General features: G+C 59.4%; 22 protein-coding genes and 1 pseudogene. 15 read left to right on the top strand and 8 right to left on the bottom strand.

Features of this window, described 5'->3' with window-relative positions; translation table 11 throughout:
• From E4P01_RS25995 to E4P01_RS25975, 5 genes and pseudogenes are all read left to right on the top strand, one after another.
• Positions 1–611: ribonucleotide-diphosphate reductase subunit beta (locus E4P01_RS25995; protein ID WP_248130164.1), on the top strand; the 611-nt coding region annotated here is incomplete at its 5' end.
• 74 nt (positions 612–685) lie between these two features.
• Positions 686–847 (top strand): annotated as a pseudogene (locus tag E4P01_RS25990) (HNH endonuclease); the annotation flags it as partial.
• A 72-nt stretch (positions 848–919) separates the two neighbouring features.
• Entirely contained in the window at positions 920–1,567 is a 648-nt protein-coding gene (locus E4P01_RS25985) for an HAD-IB family hydrolase (RefSeq protein WP_032879816.1), read from the top strand.
• 252 nt (positions 1,568–1,819) lie between these two features.
• Positions 1,820–2,767 (top strand): hypothetical protein, encoded by a 948-nt coding sequence (locus E4P01_RS25980; RefSeq protein WP_216091995.1) that lies wholly within the window; start codon positions 1,820–1,822, stop codon positions 2,765–2,767.
• A gap of 106 nt (positions 2,768–2,873) precedes the next feature.
• Positions 2,874–3,254, top strand: a complete 381-nt coding sequence (locus E4P01_RS25975; protein ID WP_032803685.1) for a helix-turn-helix transcriptional regulator — start codon at positions 2,874–2,876, stop codon at positions 3,252–3,254.
• Here E4P01_RS25975 and E4P01_RS25970 read toward each other — a convergent pair.
• The 4 genes from E4P01_RS25970 to E4P01_RS25955 all read right to left on the bottom strand — a co-directional run bounded on the left by E4P01_RS25970 (position 3,184) and on the right by E4P01_RS25955 (position 7,336).
• Complete coding sequence (locus E4P01_RS25970) at positions 3,184–3,741, bottom strand: AAA family ATPase (protein ID WP_216091996.1); 558 nt, start codon at positions 3,739–3,741, stop codon at positions 3,184–3,186. The two genes, E4P01_RS25975 and E4P01_RS25970, sit on opposite strands and share 71 nt — an antisense overlap.
• A 96-nt stretch (positions 3,742–3,837) precedes the next feature.
• Positions 3,838–5,340 (bottom strand): amidase family protein, encoded by a 1,503-nt coding sequence (locus E4P01_RS25965; protein ID WP_216092190.1) that lies wholly within the window; start codon positions 5,338–5,340, stop codon positions 3,838–3,840.
• A gap of 100 nt (positions 5,341–5,440) precedes the next feature.
• On the bottom strand, positions 5,441–6,022 hold the full coding sequence (locus tag E4P01_RS25960; RefSeq protein ID WP_248130163.1) for a hypothetical protein: 582 nt from the start codon (positions 6,020–6,022) through the stop codon (positions 5,441–5,443).
• Positions 6,023–6,277: 255 nt separating this feature from the next.
• Entirely contained in the window at positions 6,278–7,336 is a 1,059-nt protein-coding gene (locus tag E4P01_RS25955) for an MBL fold metallo-hydrolase (RefSeq protein WP_078822123.1), read from the bottom strand.
• 122 nt (positions 7,337–7,458) lie between these two features.
• Between E4P01_RS25955 and E4P01_RS25950 the strand changes: the two genes are divergently transcribed.
• The 4 genes from E4P01_RS25950 (at position 7,459) to E4P01_RS25935 (ending at position 11,511) form a co-directional block, all read left to right on the top strand.
• Positions 7,459–8,109 carry a TetR/AcrR family transcriptional regulator gene (locus E4P01_RS25950; RefSeq protein ID WP_032879809.1) on the top strand — a complete coding sequence of 217 codons (651 nt, stop codon included), beginning with the start codon at positions 7,459–7,461 and terminating at the stop codon, positions 8,107–8,109.
• Between the two features lie 166 nt (positions 8,110–8,275).
• The gene (locus E4P01_RS25945) at positions 8,276–9,385 is read left to right on the top strand and encodes a diguanylate cyclase (protein WP_078822125.1); all 1,110 of its coding nucleotides are present in this window, start codon (positions 8,276–8,278) and stop codon (positions 9,383–9,385) included.
• Positions 9,386–9,596: 211 nt separating this feature from the next.
• Positions 9,597–10,916 carry a PAS domain-containing methyl-accepting chemotaxis protein gene (locus tag E4P01_RS25940; RefSeq protein ID WP_078822126.1) on the top strand — a complete coding sequence of 440 codons (1,320 nt, stop codon included), beginning with the start codon at positions 9,597–9,599 and terminating at the stop codon, positions 10,914–10,916.
• Positions 10,917–10,992: 76 nt separating this feature from the next.
• Positions 10,993–11,511 carry a DUF1003 domain-containing protein gene (locus E4P01_RS25935; protein WP_032879806.1) on the top strand — a complete coding sequence of 173 codons (519 nt, stop codon included), beginning with the start codon at positions 10,993–10,995 and terminating at the stop codon, positions 11,509–11,511.
• Here the strand turns inward: E4P01_RS25935 and E4P01_RS25930 are convergent.
• Complete coding sequence (locus E4P01_RS25930; protein ID WP_078822127.1) at positions 11,508–12,392, bottom strand: LysR family transcriptional regulator; 885 nt, start codon at positions 12,390–12,392, stop codon at positions 11,508–11,510. The genes E4P01_RS25935 and E4P01_RS25930 overlap by 4 nt on opposite strands.
• 80 nt (positions 12,393–12,472) lie before the next feature.
• On the opposite strand from E4P01_RS25930, the gene E4P01_RS25925 reads away from it, so the two are divergent.
• Both E4P01_RS25925 and E4P01_RS25920 read left to right on the top strand, forming a co-directional pair.
• Positions 12,473–13,180: a CTP synthase gene (locus E4P01_RS25925; RefSeq protein ID WP_078822128.1), complete on the top strand. Its 708-nt coding sequence runs from the start codon at positions 12,473–12,475 to the stop codon at positions 13,178–13,180.
• Positions 13,177–13,497: an antibiotic biosynthesis monooxygenase gene (locus E4P01_RS25920; RefSeq protein WP_032879804.1), complete on the top strand. Its 321-nt coding sequence runs from the start codon at positions 13,177–13,179 to the stop codon at positions 13,495–13,497. The genes E4P01_RS25925 and E4P01_RS25920 overlap by 4 nt, the downstream gene beginning before the upstream one ends.
• A gap of 46 nt (positions 13,498–13,543) precedes the next feature.
• Here E4P01_RS25920 and E4P01_RS25915 read toward each other — a convergent pair whose 3' ends face one another.
• Entirely contained in the window at positions 13,544–13,867 is a 324-nt protein-coding gene (locus tag E4P01_RS25915; protein ID WP_005790675.1) for a DUF2025 family protein, read from the bottom strand.
• A gap of 232 nt (positions 13,868–14,099) precedes the next feature.
• Between E4P01_RS25915 and E4P01_RS25910 the strand changes: the two genes are divergently transcribed.
• The 4 genes from E4P01_RS25910 to E4P01_RS25895 all read left to right on the top strand — a co-directional run bounded on the left by E4P01_RS25910 (position 14,100) and on the right by E4P01_RS25895 (position 18,587).
• A complete protein-coding gene (locus tag E4P01_RS25910; protein WP_032879803.1) occupies positions 14,100–15,227 on the top strand; it encodes a glycerophosphodiester phosphodiesterase in 1,128 nt (375 codons plus the stop codon).
• A 90-nt stretch (positions 15,228–15,317) separates the two neighbouring features.
• Complete coding sequence (locus E4P01_RS25905; protein ID WP_032879802.1) at positions 15,318–15,632, top strand: PepSY domain-containing protein; 315 nt, start codon at positions 15,318–15,320, stop codon at positions 15,630–15,632.
• A gap of 145 nt (positions 15,633–15,777) precedes the next feature.
• Positions 15,778–16,800 carry a transporter gene (locus tag E4P01_RS25900; RefSeq protein WP_032879801.1) on the top strand — a complete coding sequence of 341 codons (1,023 nt, stop codon included), beginning with the start codon at positions 15,778–15,780 and terminating at the stop codon, positions 16,798–16,800.
• 173 nt (positions 16,801–16,973) lie between these two features.
• A complete protein-coding gene (locus tag E4P01_RS25895; RefSeq protein WP_103734767.1) occupies positions 16,974–18,587 on the top strand; it encodes an inorganic phosphate transporter in 1,614 nt (537 codons plus the stop codon).
• Positions 18,588–18,645: 58 nt separating this feature from the next.
• On the opposite strand, the gene E4P01_RS25890 is transcribed toward E4P01_RS25895, so the two are convergent.
• Both E4P01_RS25890 and E4P01_RS25885 read right to left on the bottom strand, forming a co-directional pair.
• The gene (locus E4P01_RS25890) at positions 18,646–19,620 is read right to left on the bottom strand and encodes a biotin-dependent carboxyltransferase family protein (protein WP_248130162.1); all 975 of its coding nucleotides are present in this window, start codon (positions 19,618–19,620) and stop codon (positions 18,646–18,648) included.
• Entirely contained in the window at positions 19,617–20,495 is an 879-nt protein-coding gene (locus E4P01_RS25885) for an allophanate hydrolase subunit 1 (protein ID WP_216091998.1), read from the bottom strand. Before E4P01_RS25885 ends, E4P01_RS25890 begins: the two co-directional genes overlap by 4 nt.
• Positions 20,496–20,498 lie beyond the last annotated feature (3 nt).

Here is a 20,498-nt window from a genome sequence, read left to right as displayed (position 1 = left end):
ACGAGATTCCATCGGTCGCCAAAAAGGCAGCCTGGGGCCTCAAGTACACCCGTTCGATCTCCGATCCGAAGTTCGAAACCGGCACCGTCGAAACCGACAAGGAGCTGCTGCGTAACCTGGTCGCCTACTACTGCGTGCTGGAAGGCATCTTCTTCTATTGCGGCTTCACCCAGATTCTGTCCATGGGCCGCCGCAACAAAATGACCGGCGTGGCCGAACAGTTCCAGTACATCCTGCGCGATGAGTCGATGCACCTGAACTTCGGTATCGATGTGATCAACCAGATCAAAATCGAAAACCCGCATTTGTGGGATGCCGAGATGAAGGAAGAAGCGACCCAGATGATTTTGCAGGGGACGCAGCTGGAGATTGAATATGCTCGCGACACCATGCCGCGTGGGGTGCTGGGGATGAATGCGGCGATGATGGAGGACTATCTCAAGTTCATCGCCAACCGTCGCCTGTCGCAGATTGGCTTGAAGGAAGAGTACCCAGGCACGACTAACCCGTTCCCGTGGATGAGCGAGATCATGGACTTGAAGAAAGAGAAGAATTTCTTCGAGACCCGTGTGATCGAGTATCAAACTGGCGGCGCGTTGAGCTGGGATTGATTCCTACGCCAGGTAACATTCAAGAGCCCTGACTTGTTCAGGGCTTTTTTATGCACGGTGAATTGCCACTTTTTGAAGCACATCGCGTCAAGCACCTTGCCCAGAAGGGTTCGGATCGCACCACCAATGCTGTAGCCTTGTGCCCCAACTGCCATCAGCGTTGTCACCGGTCGAGTGATCGGGACGCTTTCACCGAAGGGCTTTACGCCAAAATCGGAAGATTGGCACGGGAGTAGACTCCTGCTGTCACACCTGATGCACGCACAAAAAATACTAGATAGGACCGAGGCCAACCCGTGAACCCAGACATGCTCGAAGCCGGCCCCATCGACGCCAAAGTACTTTCCGTCTTTGACTTCGACGGCACCCTCACCCACCACGACAGTTTCGTGCCCTTCCTCAAGTTTGCCTTTGGCCCCGGTGAGTTTTATGGCCGGATGGTCAAGCTGGCGGTGCCTGGGCTGCGGTTTTTGGTGCGGCAGATCAGCCGGGATGAGTTGAAGGCGCAGTTGATTCGCACCTTTATGACCGGGGTGCAGAAGACGTGGGTGCAGCAGAAGGCCGAGGAGTATTGCCAGCGTAATTGGGCGCGGTTGATGCGCCCGGCGGGCGTGCTGTCGGTGGAGCAAGAGTTGGGCTCGGGCGCGGTGGTTACGCTGTGCTCGGCGTCGCCGGCGTTGGTGTTGCAGCCGTTTGCCGATCGGCTTGGGATCAAGTTGATCGGGACTGAGCTTGAGGTGGTCGACGGGGTGTTGACCGGCAAGCTCACCGGGAATAACTGCCGTTGTGAGAATAAGGTGCTGCGGCTTGAGGCCGTGTATGGCGACCTGGGGGAGTATCGGCTCAGGGCCTGGGGCGATACGCGTGGGGATCGGGAGTTGTTGGCCGCGGCGCAGGATGCGCATTTTCGGCACTTTCATGCGAAGAAGAAAAAGCGGGCTCGGTTGCAGCGGTGATGCGGGTGGGTGGGGTTGGCGGAGGGGACCGAGGCGATCCCTTCGCAGCCTCGCTGGGGCTCGACAGCTCCCACATTTGATCCGTGCATCTTAGTGGAATGGTGTTTACGTCGTGGTTTTGAGGCCTACGCCGAGAGCCGTTGCAGACGCTTTTACCGTCAGGCTTCTTGAGCGGACGACGCGTTGCAGGTTCTTGCTGATATTTACACAGGATCCGGCTATTAATAGCCAAATTCCCACGGACCGAGCCCCATGAAATTCGACACGGCCTACAGCCTGGCTCTCGATGACAAGTTGTCGATCTACGACGTACGAGAGCTGAATTTCGACGAAACCGCTGACTTCGATTCCGACAAGGACCGCTTCCTCTGCCCCAACGACGCGTGCCGCGCAGCGTTCGACGCCGGCAATGTGTTGAGCACCTTCAACGCCAAGAACGTCAATTACCTGCGCACCCCACACTTCAAGAACAAACCCGGCACCCGGCATATCGAAGGCTGTCGCTATGCCAGCAGCCAAAAGACCGCGACCGGTGAAAGTGAGGACGAGCGCGAGGACAACTTCCCATCGGAATTGGTACTGACACGCCGTCAGTACGAACGTAAAACACCTGCTGCCGGCATCGATGGAGGCGCCCCACAAGAGCCAACGAAAACGCCTTCAAATCGCATTGAGAAATCCCATGTCAGCAGCGACACAACCCCGGACAAAACCAGCGTGTTCGCCCATCCGGTGGAATGCTATGTGTCGAACATCGATGACAAGGACAAGCTCAAGGCCATGCCCTTGAAGATTGGTGAGCACACGGCGACTTACTGGTCGTTCTTCAAGAAAATCGAATACCTGCAAGACAACAAGGGCCTGATCTACTGGGGCAAGATCAAGGAAATCAAAGACTACACCAGCAGCTTTCGCATCGATTTCGAAAAGAAAGTGTGGCTCGACAAGAAGCCTTATTCGGTCAACGTCTACCTGAACAAAAAGCTCATCGAAAGCTACCGCAAGCGCACGGTTTTCCTGGAGCAGATCAAGGCAGCGGCCAGCAGCGAGCGACCGCTGTATTGTTTCTTCTACGGAGTGACACCGGAACTCAAGCAGGTGCCCAGCAAGAAAAACCCCGAGCAAACGTTCGGGGTATTCAGTGCGAATATCGAGAACCTGGATCATCTGATTATCCGGGAGGCGTCGGGAATGGAATAACTGGGCGTTGAAACAGCGACGAAAAAATCCAGATGATGAGCGGTACAAACAACTGTACAAAAACACAGTATAGTTGCGCCTCCCCCGTCGAACCTGGAGAACCCCCATGTCCTCTCTGGCAATGAGCTCTTTCGTAGAACAGCAGATCGTCCTGCACCAATTCACCGCCAAACACTGCGCACAGGCCCGCGTTATGCTGGGCTGGAGCCGCGAACATTTGGCTCGCCAGGCGGGCGTGGCGGTAGAGGCGATTCAACAATTGGAGGCCCACGGCGAAGTCGACGATGAAACCCGCCTGATCCTGGCGTTTTGCCTGGAGGCGCAAGGGCTGGTGTTCTTCCCGGGGTTTGCGCCGGGGTGGGGCATGAGTGTGCGCCGGTTTGACACCGTAACCGCCGAGCCCACAGCACCAGGCCTCATTTCTCGGTTGATGGGTTCAACAACGGCGTCAGTTGATTCACCAACTCCTCAACCGAATGGTGCGTAGCGTCCAGCCGGATCACCGGGCAGCTCAACGGTTTCAACCAGGTTTCATGCCGACGCAGGCTACGTAGGCTGTGATTGCCAGTATCGTAGCGTGCGGCCCAGGTGAGAAAGGCGACACTGTTTTGATGGCGGCTGCCACCTTCCAGGATCTGCTCCCCGTAGCGCTGCGCTTCTCGCAGGCGCAGGCGTTGCAGGCGCACTTGCGGTTCTACGCGCAGGAACACCACATGGGTGAATAGCGGGATCATCGCGTCGCCCCAGCCGCAGAGTGAGCCCGACAATACCCAGGCTTGATGGCCGGCGGTATGTTCCTGCAGCAGGCGGAGGCGTTCGTCCCGGAGCCGGGCGATGGAAAAGGGTTCGAGGGTTTGCTGCCAGTAATAGAAATCGGAGTCGAAACAGGCAATATTCAGGTGCTCGGCCAATACCTTGCCCAAGGTAGTGCAACCGGTGCCCGCTGCGCCGAGGATATGAATTCTGTATGCCATGGCGTCCCTCCATGGCATTGAGTGTAAACCGTGAAGTTTCAGGCCGGCAGGTTCAGTGCCCGGCACTCCTTTTGCGATGCAAAATGACCTGACCGATCAAAGCCCAGGCTTGGTTGCCGTTTGTGCGGCCTGCTCATACCCGTGGGCCACCGCCAACAACGTGGGCTCGCTCCAACGGGTGCCGAAGAAGTGGGCGGCCGTGGGTAAACCGTCTTCGTTCGTGCCGGAGGGTACGGTGATACCTGGGTAGCCGGCCGCTGCTACGCCGAAGTAACTGTTGGTATCAAAATCCGACACTATGGCGTCCAGTTTGTAAGTCTTGATCGGCTCATCCACGCTGCTGCGAAAATCCTCGATCAGTTTTTCCCACGCCCTTTCGCGCTGTTCTGGCGCCAGTGTGGAGGCATTGATCTGCTTGAGCAGGGGCTGATGATCGGTATCCGTGCCGTCACGGTCTTCGTTGAACTTGATCAGCTCAGCCAGTGACTTGACTGGCAATCCCGTGCGCTTGGCCAAGTAGCCATTCAACTCTTCGTTTACATCCGATAACAACAGTTCTTCATAGCGTGACTCATCTGCCATACGCAGGTTAATCGGCACTAAAACCGCCCCTTGTGCCTCAAGCACCTCCAGTGCTTTGCTGAATTGCGCACTATTTTCCACAGCCTGAACTTCACCGTTTGCAGAAAACGTCTTGGGATATCCAATACGCTTGCCCTTCAACGCACCAGGTACCAATAACTGCGTGTAATCAACCCCTTCTGGAGCGCCCACGCTCGCCGGATCGTGGAGGTCGCGGCCAGACATGGCGTTGAGCATCAGCGCCGCATCGAACACCGACCGTGCCATCGGGCCCGGTGTGTCCTGGTGCTGGCTAGCCGGGATAATGCCATTGCGGTCCAACAAACCGACGCTGGGCTTGAGCCCAACCACACCATTGAATGCTGCGGGCACGATGATCGAGCCGTTGGTTTCGGCCCCCACCGCCAAGGGGGCCAACCCTGCGGCGACGGCTGCGGCCGAGCCGGAACTGGAGCCACCCACCTGCGCGTCCGGATGATGTGGGTTGCGAGTCTGACCACCGCGGGTACTCCAGCCATCGGGAGCGCCGCGAAAACCGGCCAGCTCCGTCATGTTGGTTTTACCGAGAATCACGGCGCCCTGGCTGATCAGGTATTCAACTAATGGAGCGTTTTTACCCGCCGCCTCCCCTACCAGAGCAAAGGCACCTGCACTGGTTTGCATACCTGCGGTCTCAATGGTGTCTTTGAGCAAGATAGGTATTCCGTGCAGTGGTCCGCGCACCTTGCCATTGGCCCGTTCCTGGTCCAGCGTGCGGGCGCTTTCAAGCGCTTGCGGGTTGAGTTCAATAACAGAACTCAGTTGCGGATCGAGCGTGCGAATGCGCTCCTGCAAATAATTGACCAGCCCTTGCGAGGTGATGCCCCCCGGTCGCGACATCTGCTCAGCCAGTTCGCGCACACTGGCATATTCCGTCCCGGCGGGGATCGGTTTTGAAATCGCTGGCGACGATTGAACAGGTAAAGTGTTATGTGCGTAGTTAACAAAAAAACTTACACCAGAGCCGATACCAAACATGAAACATCTCCTGCGAGAGGAAGAAATGGCGAAGGATCCCGATTGATCCAGGCGCCAGTCTAAAAACTCCCCTCCCGCCAAGAAGCGCGACATCGGTAGTTCATCCAGTTGGATTGTTCAGCACCTCCTGTACTCCCACAAGACGTCGAGCACTGCGGTACCCCAGTACGAGTGCCGTAAGCGAATCCTTCGACCACCGCGCACCGTAGAACCACAACACTGCACCATCCTCAAGCGGTTCGTTAAGCCTTGGGTAGCCACTCCAGCATGCGTCGTGGAAGGCGGCGTTCTGGCTATCGGCCACCAGAGCGTCCAGTTGGTACGCGCGCACAAGCTCATCGATTTCATTGCCGCCAGGGCGCGGGTCATCGGCGTGGCGCGCAGGCACCGGGACCAAGTTGGTTCCGGCCCGGCGCAGAACATCCAACGCGCGCAAGAATGCCACCCCGTGTCCGATCGGTGTTTGATCATGCCCCCACCGCTGGGCGAACCCCACGCGCCTGCCGCTCAACGTCGAGGCAGCGCTGAAAGTGCTGTTATTCTGTACCAGCGGCACCTCGACCATCACCGGCCCTGAGGGCTCCAGGCCGCTCAAGGCAATCAACGACAACGAGGGATCGCGCGTAGGTTTCAGGGGAAGAGCCGGTGCGTTATAGCCGGGGATTGGTATGCTGGTGGCCAAAGCAGGATCGGCACCAAAAGCGATGCTGCGTGAGTTTGTAGGGCCAGTAGCAGGATGGATACTCGCAGCGGGCTCCTCGAGCCCCGGCGCCAATTGCTTGGATGGGCACGCCATGCCGACTCGCCAATATTTGCTACATTCACTTTCCATCGGAACTACCCCGAAAATAGATTCTCGGAGATCATCGCACCCTTGACTGGCGCCTGTCGCAGCCTTGAAACAGCTTGAAAACTCCTTTTTCCGCGGCCATCGCTGTCAGCTGGCGAGGCGCTCCTGCGTACCCTCAGTCTCCACCTCCAACCACCACGCATGGCCGCGCTCGGGCTGGTTCAAGCGAAACGCCTGCCCCATCGCCGGGGTGGTGATCGATACATTGCGTTCCCAGGCCAGGGCCATGATGCGGTCGAAGGGTTCGTGCCAGGCATGGAATGCCAGATCGAAGGTGCCGTTGTGAATGGGCAACAACCAGCGCCCTTTGAGATCGATATGCGCCTGCAAGGTTTGCTCCGGTTGCATGTGCACATGGGGCCAATCGACGTTGTAGGCGCCGGTCTCCATCAGGGTCAGGTCAAACGGGCCGTACTGCTCGCCAATGCGCTTGAAACCATCGAAATAGCCAGTGTCGCCACTGAAGAAGATGCGCCGCGCATCGTCGATCATCACCCAGGAACACCACAGGGTCTGGTTGCTATCAAACAGGCCGCGTCCGGAAAAATGCTGTGCCGGGGTAGCGATAAAACGAATGCCATCGACTTCCGTGCCCTGCCACCAATCCAGCTGACGGACTTTATTGGCATCGATCCCCCATTTGATCAGCGTCTCGCCCACGCCCAGGGGCGCCAGGAAGTAACGGGTCTTACCAGCCAGTTGCACCACAGCCTCGTGGTCAAGATGGTCATAGTGGTTGTGGGAAAGAATCACCGCCTCCAGCGGTGGCAACGCTTCAAGGCTGATAGGTGGGGCGTGGAAACGCTTGGGGCCTGCCCAACTGAACGGTGACGCGCGCTCGGCGAATACCGGATCGGTGACCCAGAATTTACCGCGCATCTTCAGCAGTACCGTCGAATGCCCAAGGCGGAACACCGTGTGGTCGGGTGCCGCCAACAACTGCTCGCGTGTCAGTGGCTGCACCGGGATCGGCCCCACTGGCCGCGTAGTGCGTGGTTTGTTGAACAGCATGTTCCAGAAAATGCGCAAGGTTTTGCCAAAACCGCCGTGTTGCACCGGGGCGTCATTGGTGAAGTGCCCCTGGTCCTGCCCGGCAGGCTGAAGCGCTGCAGGCGCAGGGTCGACACGGGTTGAAATCGTGGCCATTACCGAGTGACTCCTACAGTACGAAGAAGAATTACACTGCACAGTGTAGTTTCTAGATTGCAACAAAATCCGGAGCAAGTAAACTGCTGAGTGTAATTTCCTGATTGAGTCGAATGCCATCCATGACTGCCCCCAAACGCCTCACCGAGCGTAAACGCGACGCCATCGTGGCGGCGGCGATTGCCGAATTTCGCGAGAACGGTTTCGAGGTCACCAGCATGGACAAAGTTGCCGCCACCGCCGGCGTTTCCAAGCGCACGGTGTACAACCACTTTCCCAGCAAGGAAGAGCTGTTCGCCGAGATCCTGAGCCAACTGTGGGCCAGCAGCGTTGCCCAACTGGACGTGAACTACGCCAGCGACCAGCCGCTGCGCGATCAACTGCGCAAGTTGCTGGAAGCAAAAATGAAGATGATGTCGGACGCCAACTTCCTCGACCTGGCGCGCGTGGCCATAGCTGCCACCATCCATTCGCCCGAACGTGCGCAAGATATGGTCAATCGCCTCAGCGCACGGGAAGAAGGTTTTACCCAATGGGTGCGCGCTGCCCAGGAAGACGGCCGCCTCAACTGTACCGATCCAGCTTTCGCGGCTCACCAGATCCAGAGCCTGCTCAAGGCCTTTGCCTTCTGGCCGCAAATCACGCTCGGCCAGCCCACCCTCGATGTGGCCGCCCAGGCTAACGTCATCGAATCTGCAATCGACCTGTTCCTCGCCGGCTACGAAGTGCGCACCCCGCCCCTGCATCAGGACCTGTTGCCGGGGCGACATTAAAGGTCGCTTTTGGCGCATTCACCCGCTGTTTTGCGCAAATGGCCTGAAAGGACACTGATTATTCCTACAGGAATAATCGACAATATCGGCCGCTATTATCCGATCATCGACGCCGACCGTTGACGCACGCTGTCGCACCTGCAAAAAACACCTGACCCAGGACACTATGGAAAACAGACGAGGCAAAGGGCTTTCATTTGCCAGACGTATCTACAAGCCAAGGATCATCGGCCTGGGTATCGGTAGCATCAGCGTAATCGGCGCGTTGTATCCCTTGTCAATGCCAGGCTGGGTATGGGCGTTGTTGTTGTTCAATGGCCTTGCCTGGCCGCACGTGGCTTATCTGATCTCGACCCATTCGCCGTTTCCCTATCAAGCCGAACGGCGCAACCTGCTGTATGACTCATTGTCGGGCGGTTTCTGGGCAGCGGCCACCCAGTTTTCGCCACTGACGGCCGTCACCATTCTGTCGATGATGGCCATGAATAACGTCGCTGCCGGTGGCACACGCTTGCTCCTGCATGGGCTGCTCGCACAAGCCGCCGGCATCGCGATAGCCTGGAGCCTGTTCGGGGTCAAGTTCGATTCCAGCGTCAGCCTTTCCGAGGTCTACACCTGCTTGCCGATGCTGACGCTCTACCCGATGGCCATCGGCATGGTCTGTTATCAGTTGGCAATCAAACTGTCGCAACATAAACGCGCCCTCAGCGCCCTGAGCCGTATCGACAGCCTGACCGGCCTGCTCAACCATGGCTCATGGAAAGACCTGCTGAACCTCAAGTTCCATAAGTGCCAACAGCAACAAAGCCAGGCGACCATTGCCCTGATCGATATCGACCACTTCAAGCGTATCAACGATATGCACGGCCATACCGTCGGGGATGCGGTACTGCGCCAGTTGAGCCAGGAATTACGCCAGCACCTGCGCGAAGAAGACCTCGCCGGCCGCTACGGAGGTGACGAGTTCTGTGTGATCCTTCCGAAAATGCCCTTGCAAGATGCTGCGCGACTCATGGAACAGATGCGCGAAAAATTCAGTAACTACCGCACTGCGCAGATCCCCGAATTACGCGTGAGCCTGAGCATCGGCCTGGCGGATTTTCAACCGGCCTTCAAGGATGCGGTCATGTGGCTCAACGCTGCGGATCGCGCGCTGTACGCTGCCAAGAACAGCGGCCGCAACCGCGTCAGGACCAGCGATCGAAGATCGCCTGTTCAGCCGCAGTTGTCTGATAACACCTCGTCCGAATCTTCGTCGGCGAGGCTGCCGCAATAGCATAATGCCGCCATTGGTCGGCTACCCGAAAATGCCCCTGCTCAAGCAGCGAACTTCTGGGCCGGCCGATCACTCTGAACCCCTTGTTCCACCCCCTCTGTCAGCATCAGGAAGCTGGCAATGAGCAAGTCAACCGTAAGGCCAGGGGCCCTACGGGGTCAGGCGCAAATACATGGATACCGCATATGCTTGCATGCCCGAGCCCTCTAACATGCTATTTAACACCCACAAGAAAACCATCAGCACCCTGCAACACAGCATTGCCCAACAGGCCAGCCTGCTGGATGCCATCGAGCGCTCCATGGCCGTCATCGAATTCGACCTGCAAGGCACTGTGCTGCGGGCCAATGAGAACTTCTTCAAGACCATGGGTTACCGCGCCGAACAGGTCCTGGGCCAGTCCCACCGGATGTTCTGCACCCCCGCGTTCGCCCGTAGCGCCGAGTACAACCAACTGTGGACGCAGCTGCGCAACGGCCAATTTCAGTCGGGCACGTTTGAGCGGGTGGGTGCCAAGGGTGATTCGGTGTGGCTGGAAGCCAGCTACAACCCGGTACGCGATGAAGCCGGTCACGTGACCAAAGTGGTGAAGTACGCCATGGATGTCACCCCACGCCTGCAAGCTGAAAGTGAAGCCAACGCCAAGCTGCAAGCCATCGACCGCGCCATGGCGATGATCGAGTTCAACCTCGATGGCACCATTATCACAGCCAACGCAAACTTCCTGCAGCGCATGGGGTACAGCCTGACGCAGATCCAGGGCAAGCATCACCGCCTGTTCTGCACACCCGAACTGGCCAACAGTGCAGCCTACAGCGAGTTCTGGAAACGCTTGAACCAGGGCGAGCTGTTCAATGGCCAGTTCGAGCGGGTGGATAAAAACGGCCAGGTTGTCTGGCTGGAAGCCAATTACAACCCGGTGTACGACGCCAGCGGGCGCCTGTGCAAAGTGGTGAAGTTCGCCTCCGACGTTACCGCCCGGGTCCAACAACATGCCACCGAGGCGCAGAGCGCGGCCCAGGCTTATCACCTGTCATTGAGCACCCAGGAGATGGCCGAAAAAGGCGCCGAGGTGATCCAGAAAACCGCCACCGGTATGCGCGAAATTGCCCGGGATATCGACACATCCTCGCAACTGATCGCCAAGCTCGGCGAGCGCTCGCAGCAGATCACCGCCATCGTCAACACCATTCGCGGCATCGCCGACCAGACCAACCTGCTGGCTCTCAACGCCGCCATCGAAGCCGCACGCGCCGGCGAGCAGGGCCGTGGCTTTGCCGTGGTTGCCGATGAAGTGCGGCAGCTGGCGGCGCGCACCAGCGGCTCCACCGCCGAAATTTCCGGCATGATCGCCATGATCCAGGACGAAACACGCCAAGCCATCGACAGCATGGACGCCACCCGCGACCGTGCCGCCCACGGCGTAGAACTGGCCAACCAGGCGGGCACGGTGATCCTGCAGATTCGCGAAGGCACCGGCGAAGCGGTCCAGGCGGTGAGCGCGTTTGCCAACGACCGGGGCAATCGCTGACCGGTTCTTCATGCAGGTGGCTGGTGGGCTCGGTCTATAGTGTTGGTTGTCTTTACGCTAAGCACTCGAGCCCGCCATGACCCCAGACAAACCCGAATCCGCCCCCACCGACCACTTGCGTTTCCACCGTGGTCACGCGCACCTGGCGCCGACCTTTGGCAACGACACCTTTGCCCTCAAAGCCGAGGCCTTCGCACGCTTTTTTGGTACCCCGACCTTCCTGGGCGCACAAACCGCGATCGTCGTTTTGTGGGTGGTGCTGAATGTGACCGGCGTCACCCACTTCGACGTCTACCCGTTCATCCTGCTCAACCTGGCCTTCAGCCTGCAATCGGCTTATGCCGCGCCGCTGATCCTGCTGGCCCAGACGCGCCAGGCGGCGCGGGATAAAGCTCAGTCCGACGCCGACGCACAGCATCGCGAAGCCCTCGCCACCGCCAACACCGAACGCCAGGCCCAGGCGGCCCAGACCACCAAGCAATTAATGGAACTGCTGGAGCAGAATACCCGGCTGACGGAAATGACCAAGCAACTGACCGAGCGCATCGAGACCCTGACGTGCGAAATGCATGCGCAGTTTGTGCGTAAAGCCTAACTTCGCCGCCCGCGCACATGCCGCCCCAGTTCATCAAACAGCGTGACCACCGAGCGCAATGCCCGGCAATCAGGCCGTGTCAACAGCCACAGCGCGGTGTCGTGCCCTACCAATGCAGGGCTCAGTGCTTGCAAGCCTTCGCCCATTAGAAAATCCGGCAACGCCGCCACACCCAACCCGGCGCGCACCAGTTCAGTCACCGACTGCATGCTGTTGCAGCAATAACTGGGACGCACACCTGGCAAATGTTCACGGCGCCAGGCTACCGTGGGGTGGTCGGGCAAAAAGTCGTCCGGAGCGATCCAGGCCAGGTCGGCCAGCGCCTGGCCTGCATGCCGATGAGCATAGTCGGCACTGGCGTACACTTGGTACGCAACAGTTCCCAGGCAACGTCCGACCAGATGCTCCGGCGGTTTGCTGGTCAGGCGCAGGGCAATATCCGCATCACGACGGCTGAGGTTGGCGAAGTCATTGGACGTGCTCAGTTCCAGCACCAGTGCTGGATAGGCCGGCATGAACTGCGCCAGGGCCGGCAGCAGCAACCCTTGCAACACCGAGTCGGTGCAGGTCAGGCGCACGGTGCCGCTGATCACTTCTCCACCCTGCTCCACACCAATGCGCGCAGCCTCCAATGCGAGTTCTGCGCGTTCGGCCTGTTGCGCCAGGTTGCTCGCCAGGCTGGTGGGCAAGTATCCGGCGCGGCTTTTTTCAAATAAGGTCTGGCCCAGGGCCGACTCCAACCGCCGCACCGCACGGAACACCGTAGACACGTCCACCCGCAGCAACGCTGCCGCCCGTGCCAGGGTGCCGCCACGCACCAGGGCAAGGATCAATGACAGGTCGGGGTAGTCAAGTTGATAGTGCGTGGCTGCATTGAGCATGTGCGTAAATGCCAATATTGATTGCGCGAACGCCAATTTATAGTGGGTATCAGCACACCACAAGCCATGGGACATACACGATGACAGCCCCCGCCCTGCACCTCGCCCTGATCGGCGACTACAACCCTGATGTGATCGCCCACCAGGCTATCCCGCTGGCGCTACAGCAGGCCGCCGCCGCCCTGGGTCTGAGCGTCCAGGTGCAATGGCTCGACACCGACACACTCACCTGCACCTCTGCCCTGCACGGTTTTGACGGATTCTGGTGCGTCCCCGCCAGCCCCTATCGCGACACCGAGGGCGCACTGCGGGCAATCCGTTTTGCTCGCGAGCAAAGACGCCCTTTCCTCGGCACATGCGGTGGTTTTCAACATGCTGTATTGGAATATGCCCGCAACGTACTGGGTTGGGCCGATGCAGAGCATGGCGAGTTGGCTCCAGACGCTGAACGCGCCGTCATCACGCCCCTGAGCTGCTCCCTGGTAGAAGTGAACGACACCGTGCGCCTGGCCCCTTACACCCGTATTGCCCAAGCCTACGCCAGCGTGGATATCCACGAAGGCTATCGATGCCGCTACGGCATCAACCCCACGTTTGCTGGCGCACTGCTTGAAGGCAACCTGATTCCCACCGGCCACGATTCAGCGGGCGATCTGCGCGCCGTGGAGTTGCTCGACCATCCGTTCTTCGTCGCCACCCTGTTCCAGCCTGAACGCGCTGCGCTGAACGGCATCACCCCGCCCTTGGCACTGGCCCTGCTCAAAGCGTGTCGAGGGGCATTGGTATGATCGCCAAGACACCGGCCCCGCCTTATTACGCGGTGATTTTCAGCTCACTGCGTACCGATGGCGACCAGGGTTATGGCGAGGCCGCCTCGCGGATGCTGGCACTGGCGGCGGAACAACCTGGGTTTCTCGGGGTGGAGTCGGCGCGAGAAGATGGGTTGGGGATCACAGTGTCCTACTGGACCAGCGAAGCGGCGATCCTGGCCTGGAAACAGCAGGCCGAGCATCGGCAGGCGCGTGAGCGAGGGCGGGCCACTTGGTACACAGCGTTTCACACGCGGGTATGCAAGGTAGAGCGGGCGTACACCTACCCTCGTTGAAACACTAACCCTCATTTGACCCTCACCGACCAGAAAAAGCTGCGGGCTAGCTCACCAAACTGCGCAACGCACTGATCTGCGGGATCTCCACCCGGCGCATATACACCCGCAACGGTTCGGTGATGTTGATGCGGTCATCGATGTTCTGGTCCAGCAGCAACTGTATGCGTTCGCGGCACAGGGTCATGGTGTGGTCGGCGGCCGGTAGCCAGACGAATTCGGCAGTGGGGATGATGCCGTCATCGGCCACGTCCATGCCGAAGGCATCTTCGCTGAAACGCACAATGTACTGGCCGGTCTTGCGATTGAGGCCGACAAAACCCTGGAGTTGGTCGGCGGCCTGGCAGATAAGTTCTGAAGTGATGCGCATGGTAAACCTCACTGAAAAGTCCCATCGGGACTGGAAAGATGGTTTACACGCGTGGCAAAAAATACTGCCCTCTGACGGGGCAGCTATGGCCAAGAATACTGCAATGCAGCACAAAAAAACCGACAAAATTGGCTCGCGCGCACGTTAATGTCGGTTTGGTGATAGCGCCTTTCGCAATCAATTGTTAAAAAGGACACCTTCTCAAAGTTACCTCCACGAAAGGACTTCGCATATGCCTGTCACGTTTACCAAGAGCGCCTTGCTGCTGGCGTTGATGCTCGGCCTTGGCCAGGCACAGGCTGCCGACCCGGTCAGCCCGGCTGAATTGGCGACAAACGAAGGCATACCCTACCCTGCCGTGATCGCTCACCGTGGTGCTTCCTACGACGCACCTGAATCCACCGCCGCCGCCTACAAGGTGGCACGCGACCTGGGGGCCGACTACCTGGAACTGGACCTGCAACGCAGCAAGGACGGCGTGCTGTTCGCCCTGCACGACAACAACCTGCAGCGCACCACCGACGTGGCCACCAAGTTCCCCGAGCGCAAAGACGCGCCTGCCAACGAGTTCACCTGGAAAGAACTGCAAACCCTCGACGCCGGCAGCTGGTTCAACGCCGCCTACCCGGACCGCGCGCGCCCAGGCTTCGTTGGCCTGAAGATCCTGAGCCTGGACGACATCATCAAGATCGCCGAAGGCAACCCCTCGCACAAACCCGGCCTGTACATCGAGACCAAGGAGCCCAAGCAGTTCCCGGGGATCGAAGCCGACCTGAAAAACAAGCTGCTGGACAAGGGCTGGCTGAGTTCCGCCGGCTCCAAGCTGGGCAAGAGCAACACCGGCGTCGGCCAAGGCCGTGGCCGCGTGGTGCTGCAAACCTTTGAAGTTGCAAGCCTGCAAGAGTTGCAGAAAGAAATGCCCAACACACCGAAGATCCTGCTGTTGTGGGTGGGTGAAGGCAGTATCGAGCCCAAATCCAAAGTCACCTTCGCCGAGTCCGGTGAAACAACCAAGGCTGCCTACTACGCCAAGCAAGAACCGAAAGACGCCGCCGAATTCGAAAAATGGGTCGACCAAGCCAAAAGCCTTGGCGCCATCGGCACCGGCCCGTCGGCTGAACTGACCGACCACGGCGACCAGAGCTACACCGACCTGGTGAAGCCTGAAATGAACAAGCTGACCCACGACAAGGGCCTGTTGGTGCATGTGTACACCGTGGATGAGCCGGTGGATTTCGAGAAAGTCATGAAGGCCGGCGTCGATGGCATCTTCACCAACCGTGCCGCCGAGCTGCTGAAGTTCTACAAACGCTGGCCGTCGTCAAGTGTTCAGGACCTGCTCAACGACCATAAGTACTAAGGGCATTGGTGTCAGTGAGCCATTAAGGATGAGTTAAGTTGCGCCGGTTAATCTGGCGCCACTTAAACAGTTCACCCAAGAGGACACACCATGAAAACTTTGACTGCCCTGTTCGCTGCCACCGCCCTGACCCTGACTGCCGGTCTGGCCCAGGCGGATGTTCGTCCGGATCACATTGAAGGCCTGCTCAAGTCCGGCGCTGTGATGTCTTTCGACAAGCTCAACGCAGCAGCCGTGGCAACTCACCCTGGTGCTTCGATCACTGACACCGAACTGGACACCAAACACGGCGTCGCCGACCAGTATGTCTACGAAGTGGACCTGACCGATACCACCGGCAAGCGCTTTGAAGTGAAGCTCGACGCCAAGACCGGTGCTGTACTGGAAAACAAGCAAGACACCTGAGTTGCATCCCCAAAAAACGCGCCACCTTCGAGTGGCGCGTTTTTTTATGCGCGCCTCAAACCGTCACATAACCGTCATACCGCCTTGCAATGATTCGCCTAGGAACCTGTGAAACGTCCTACAGGCCCTTTCTCTGCGAGCCGCCATGAATCACAGCATCGACCACGCCCATCAGGACCCCGACCTGTTTGGCCTGCTTTACGGTTTCCGCTTTCGCCCCGGCGAAAAAGGCCAGCAGATTGACTCAGCCACCGCCCTCGCCGCCTTGCAGCAGCCACAAGATCCGGAAGAGTTTCTGTGGCTGCACTTGAACCTCGCCCACGCCGCGTGCGAGCGCTGGATGCAGGCGCATTTGTCGCTGCCGGAGGAATTTTTTGAAGCGCTGCATGAAGGCTCGCGCTCCACACGCATCGAACATGTGGACTCGGCCTTGTTGGCGGTGGTCAACGATGTGGTGTTCAACTTCAGCAGCATGGTGTCGTCGGATATTTCCACACTGTGGGTATGCGCGCGCAGCCGCTTGCTGATCAGTGCGCGCCTGCAACCACTGCATTCGGTGGATAAATTGCGCTCGTCGGTAAAAGCCGGTGAACACTTTCGCTCGCCCCTGGAACTGCTGGTGCATTTGCTGCGCGACCAGGGCGAAGTGCTGACCCAGATCGTGCGCAAGACCAGTATCAGCGTCGACCATATCGAAGATCAGTTGCTGTCTTCGCGCCTATCCACCAATCGCGCCGAACTGGGCGCTGCACGCCGTGTATTGGTGCGCCTGCAACGCCTGCTGGCGCTGGAACCGGGCTCGCTGCTGCGCCTGCTCAACCGTCCGCCGCAATGGCTACAAAAGGAAGACGTGAAGGAGTTGCGCAAATCCACCGAGGAGTTTGCGCTGATCATCAACGACCTGACGGCCCTGGGCGAACGTATCAAGCTGCTCCAGGAAGAGATCGCCGCCAACCTCAATGAGCAAAGCAACCGCACGCTGTTCACCCTCACGGTGGTGACGGTGCTGGCGTTGCCGATCAATATCATCGCCGGCTTTTTTGGCATGAATGTGGGTGGGGTGCCGCTGTCCCAAGACCCGGAAGGCTTCTGGATATTGGTGGCGCTGGTCGCGACTTTTACCTTGATTGCCGGGCGATGGGCGTTCCGAAAGCGCAAGGACTACTAACATTGAAATGCAATCAAACTGTGGGAGGGGGCTTGCCCCCTCCCACATTTAAACCGCACTGATTTGTAGACCGGCGGCACACGAGATTGCGCCAAACACTGATCTGTCGCAGCACCCTTGTAACATTCTGCAATGATCATTAAGGCCATCCTCCTCACACTGGATGCTCCGGCATGGCCACCCCTTCCCTGACTGCCTCCCCCCACGCTTCACCCTCCTCCCAACCCCGGCTGGACACAAAACCAGGCTTGTTGACGGTGATCATGTTCTTCGCCGTACTTGCGATGGGCCTGCTGTTCACCGCCTACAGCCTGATGCACGACATGCACGAAATGGGCGCCCAGCTCACCACCTGGACGCCATTCCTATTGCTCGGCGTGGCGTTGTTGATCGCTCTGGGGTTTGAGTTTGTCAACGGCTTCCATGACACCGCCAACGCAGTGGCGACGGTGATCTACACCAACTCGCTGCCACCGCATTTTGCGGTGGTGTGGTCGGGCTTTTTCAATTTCCTCGGCGTGTTGCTTTCCAGTGGCGCGGTGGCGTTCGGCATCATTGCCCTGCTACCGGTGGAGCTGATTTTGCAGGTCGGTTCATCGGCCGGGTTCTCCATGATCTTCGCCTTGCTGATCGCCGCGATCCTGTGGAACCTGGGCACCTGGTGGCTGGGCTTGCCAGCCTCGTCGTCTCATACCCTGATCGGCTCGATCATTGGCGTAGGCGTAGCCAATGCCCTGATGCACGGACGTGACGGCACCAGCGGTGTGGATTGGAGCCAGGCGATCAAGATTGGTTATGCCTTGTTGCTGTCGCCGCTGATTGGCTTTGCGTTTGCCGCCTTGCTGTTGCTGGCCCTGCGCGTCTTTGTCAAAAACCGCGCGCTGTACAAGGCACCCAAAGGCGACACGCCGCCGCCCTGGTGGATTCGCGGGATGCTGATTGTTACTTGCACCGGCGTGTCGTTCGCCCACGGTTCCAACGATGGGCAAAAGGGCATGGGCCTGATCATGCTGATCCTGGTGGGCACCTTGCCGATGGCCTACGCGCTGAACCGCACCATGCCTGCCGATCAGTCGCTGCAATTTGCCGCCGTCGCTGAAGTGACCCAGGCTGCCTTGGTCAAAGCAGCGCCGCAGCCGGCACCGGGCGATTCACGTGCCACCTTGTCGACCTACGTTCGCACCAAAGAGGCCACGCCGGAACTGGTGCCCGCACTCGCCGCCATCACCGGCCATATCGGCGAAGAAGTGAAAAGCTATGGTTCCCTCGCCGCCGTACCGGCCGAAGCCGTCGGCAACGTGCGTAACGACATGTACCTGACCAGCGAAACCATCCGCCTGATGGACAAAGGCAAGGTCGGCAACTTCGACGCCGACACCCAGGGCAAGCTGCAACTGTTCAAGCAACAGATCGACAACGCCACGCGCTTTATACCGCTGTGGGTGAAGATCGCCGTGGCCATTGCCCTTGGCCTGGGCACCATGGTCGGCTGGAAGCGCATCGTGGTGACGGTGGGCGAAAAAATCGGCAAGACTCACCTGACTTACGCTCAAGGCGCTTCGGCCGAAACGGTGGCGATGCTGACCATCGGCGCGGCGGATATGTTCGGGCTGCCGGTGTCGACCACCCATGTATTGTCCTCGGGTGTAGCCGGGACCATGGTCGCCAATGGCGGGGGGTTGCAGATGAGGACCATCCGCAATTTGTTGATGGCGTGGGTGTTGACCTTGCCGGCGGCGATTTTACTGTCGGGTAGCCTCTACTGGCTTTTTACCCAATTGTTCTGACACACAGAAAATCAAAATGTGGGAGCAAGCCCCCTCCCACATTTGGTTTTATGTTTCTTCAGGGTGTGAAGAGTCCGGCCATGGCCTTCAGGCGCTTTTTGTAGACCCGCCGCGCCTCCAGCGCTTGCTCCAATGTCACCGCCACGAACCCCGCTCGCTGATTGGGCTGCATCTGCCCGATCAAGTCCAGGTCGGCGCTGATCACCGTGCCGATCATCGCGTAGCCACCGCCCGACACCGCATCGCGATGCAGCACAATCGGTTCCACCCCCGCCGGTACCTGAATCGAACCAATCGGGTAGCAACTGTCGACGATGTTGGAGGGGTCGGAGCCCGCGCCAAACGGCTGTTCCCGCGGCTGGAAGCTCAATGCGCTGCCGCCCTTGAAGCGATAGCCGATGCGATCGGCCTCGGAGCCCACCGTCCACGGCTCGGCAAAAAAGCTGCTTTTTGCCGCGTCGGTCAAGCGCTCGTAGTACAGCCCCGGCACTACGCGCAACGTGACATCACCGCCCACCGAACGACGCAACGCCATCGGCAAGCTGTTGCCCGCACGCCCCGCACCGCTGGCCGTGCCGATAGGCAACAGATCGCCCTCCTGCAAGCGCCGCCCGTGAAACCCACCGAGAGCACCAAGGGTGTAGGTGGAGCGGCTGCCAAGCACCAACGGCACGTCGATGCCCCCGGCAACGGCGAGGTAAGTCCGCGCGCCGGCCACGGGAAACTCAAAGCGCAGCACCTGCCCGGCGCGCACGGCGAAGGCGGTGTCCTGATGCACCACTTCGCCGTCCAGGCGCGGCGACATCAAGGCGCCGCTCAACGCTATCAGCGCGTCGTGCTGGAACTCCAGCTCAGGCCCGATCAGCGTGCATTCCAGGCCAGCCGCGCCCACTGGATTGCCGACCAGATGGTTGGCTGCACTCAGCGCGTATTGGTCCAGCGCCCCCGATGGCGGAATGCCCAGGTGGTAATAACCTTCGCGCCCCAGGTCCTGCACGGAGGTGGCGAGGCCGGGTTTGAGCACCTTGATCATGCCAGCGCCTCCTGCAGGGTTTGCGGATAGCCAATGGGATCCGCGAGAAAGGCATCGAGGGAAAATTCGACCGGGCGAATGCGCAAATCGAAACGCCCGGCTTCCACTTCGGCGACGGCCAGGTCGTAAGCCTCCCGGTCCATCGGCTTGAACTGCACGATGTCGCCAGGACGGAAGAACACCATGTGCTCCTTGAGGTAGGCCAACTGCTGCTGCGGGTCGTAGATCGGTGCCGGGGTCACGCCGAACATCTGGTAACCGCCGGCACCGCGAACCGAATAGATACAACCAAAACAGCCGCCATGGCCCAGGGTCAGTTTCGGCGTGTCGGTGCGCGGCCGCAGGTACTTGGGCACCTGCAATTGCCGTTCGCGCTCGACCATCTGGAACATGAACGGCAGCCCCGCGACAAAGCCGACCATCGACACAAACCACGGTGCGCCACTGTGAGCGGCGATAAACGCATCCACATCGGCCAGGCCATTGATGCGTGCGGCGTATTCCAGGTCAGTGCCGCTGGGGTCCTGGTGGCGGTCACGAAAACGCATCAGGGTTTCGTGGGTCCAGGGGTCGTTATAGAGCACCGGGATCTCGATGATGCGCGTGTGCAGCGTGCGCTCGGCCACCGCCTGGGCTTCGGCACCTTGCACCGCGTCGAGCAGCACATGGGGCGCGATGCGGTCGGGGTCGAAGCGAATCTGGAAGGATGCATTGGCCAGGCACACATCCAGCACGCCTTCCAGCGCCAGGCGTTCCACGGCGCGGGTCACCGCCATGCCCTTGAAAAAAGCCTCCAGGGACATGCTGTCGCTGACCTCGGCAAACAGGTGTTCATCACCGCCGAAGCTGTAGCGGATGGGGGACGTTTCAGCCATGTC

The organism is Pseudomonas sp. NCIMB 10586, assembly GCF_023127895.1.
In the GTDB taxonomy this organism is placed as follows: domain Bacteria; phylum Pseudomonadota; class Gammaproteobacteria; order Pseudomonadales; family Pseudomonadaceae; genus Aquipseudomonas; species Aquipseudomonas synxantha_A.
The sequence above is the reverse complement of the archived record's forward strand: the minus strand, read 5'-3'. Positions and strand labels throughout refer to the sequence as shown.

Bases quoted from the DNA above. Each gene is read 5' to 3' on its own strand.
- E4P01_RS25985 (WP_032879816.1), top strand. From the start codon at position 920: ATGCTCGAAGCCGGCCCCATCGACGCCAAAGTACTTTCCGTCTTTGAC.
- E4P01_RS25980 (WP_216091995.1), top strand. From the start codon at position 1,820: ATGAAATTCGACACGGCCTACAGCCTGGCTCTCGATGACAAGTTGTCG.
- E4P01_RS25975 (WP_032803685.1), top strand. From the start codon at position 2,874: ATGTCCTCTCTGGCAATGAGCTCTTTCGTAGAACAGCAGATCGTCCTG.
- E4P01_RS25970 (WP_216091996.1), bottom strand. From the start codon at position 3,741: ATGGCATACAGAATTCATATCCTCGGCGCAGCGGGCACCGGTTGCACT.
- E4P01_RS25965 (WP_216092190.1), bottom strand. From the start codon at position 5,340: ATGTTTGGTATCGGCTCTGGTGTAAGTTTTTTTGTTAACTACGCACAT.
- E4P01_RS25955 (WP_078822123.1), bottom strand. From the start codon at position 7,336: ATGGCCACGATTTCAACCCGTGTCGACCCTGCGCCTGCAGCGCTTCAG.
- E4P01_RS25950 (WP_032879809.1), top strand. From the start codon at position 7,459: ATGACTGCCCCCAAACGCCTCACCGAGCGTAAACGCGACGCCATCGTG.
- E4P01_RS25945 (WP_078822125.1), top strand. From the start codon at position 8,276: ATGGAAAACAGACGAGGCAAAGGGCTTTCATTTGCCAGACGTATCTAC.
- E4P01_RS25940 (WP_078822126.1), top strand. From the start codon at position 9,597: ATGCTATTTAACACCCACAAGAAAACCATCAGCACCCTGCAACACAGC.
- E4P01_RS25935 (WP_032879806.1), top strand. From the start codon at position 10,993: ATGACCCCAGACAAACCCGAATCCGCCCCCACCGACCACTTGCGTTTC.
- E4P01_RS25930 (WP_078822127.1), bottom strand. From the start codon at position 12,392: ATGCTCAATGCAGCCACGCACTATCAACTTGACTACCCCGACCTGTCA.
- E4P01_RS25925 (WP_078822128.1), top strand. From the start codon at position 12,473: ATGACAGCCCCCGCCCTGCACCTCGCCCTGATCGGCGACTACAACCCT.
- E4P01_RS25920 (WP_032879804.1), top strand. From the start codon at position 13,177: ATGATCGCCAAGACACCGGCCCCGCCTTATTACGCGGTGATTTTCAGC.
- E4P01_RS25915 (WP_005790675.1), bottom strand. From the start codon at position 13,867: ATGCGCATCACTTCAGAACTTATCTGCCAGGCCGCCGACCAACTCCAG.
- E4P01_RS25910 (WP_032879803.1), top strand. From the start codon at position 14,100: ATGCCTGTCACGTTTACCAAGAGCGCCTTGCTGCTGGCGTTGATGCTC.
- E4P01_RS25905 (WP_032879802.1), top strand. From the start codon at position 15,318: ATGAAAACTTTGACTGCCCTGTTCGCTGCCACCGCCCTGACCCTGACT.
- E4P01_RS25900 (WP_032879801.1), top strand. From the start codon at position 15,778: ATGAATCACAGCATCGACCACGCCCATCAGGACCCCGACCTGTTTGGC.
- E4P01_RS25895 (WP_103734767.1), top strand. From the start codon at position 16,974: ATGGCCACCCCTTCCCTGACTGCCTCCCCCCACGCTTCACCCTCCTCC.
- E4P01_RS25890 (WP_248130162.1), bottom strand. From the start codon at position 19,620: ATGATCAAGGTGCTCAAACCCGGCCTCGCCACCTCCGTGCAGGACCTG.
- E4P01_RS25885 (WP_216091998.1), bottom strand. From the start codon at position 20,495: ATGGCTGAAACGTCCCCCATCCGCTACAGCTTCGGCGGTGATGAACAC.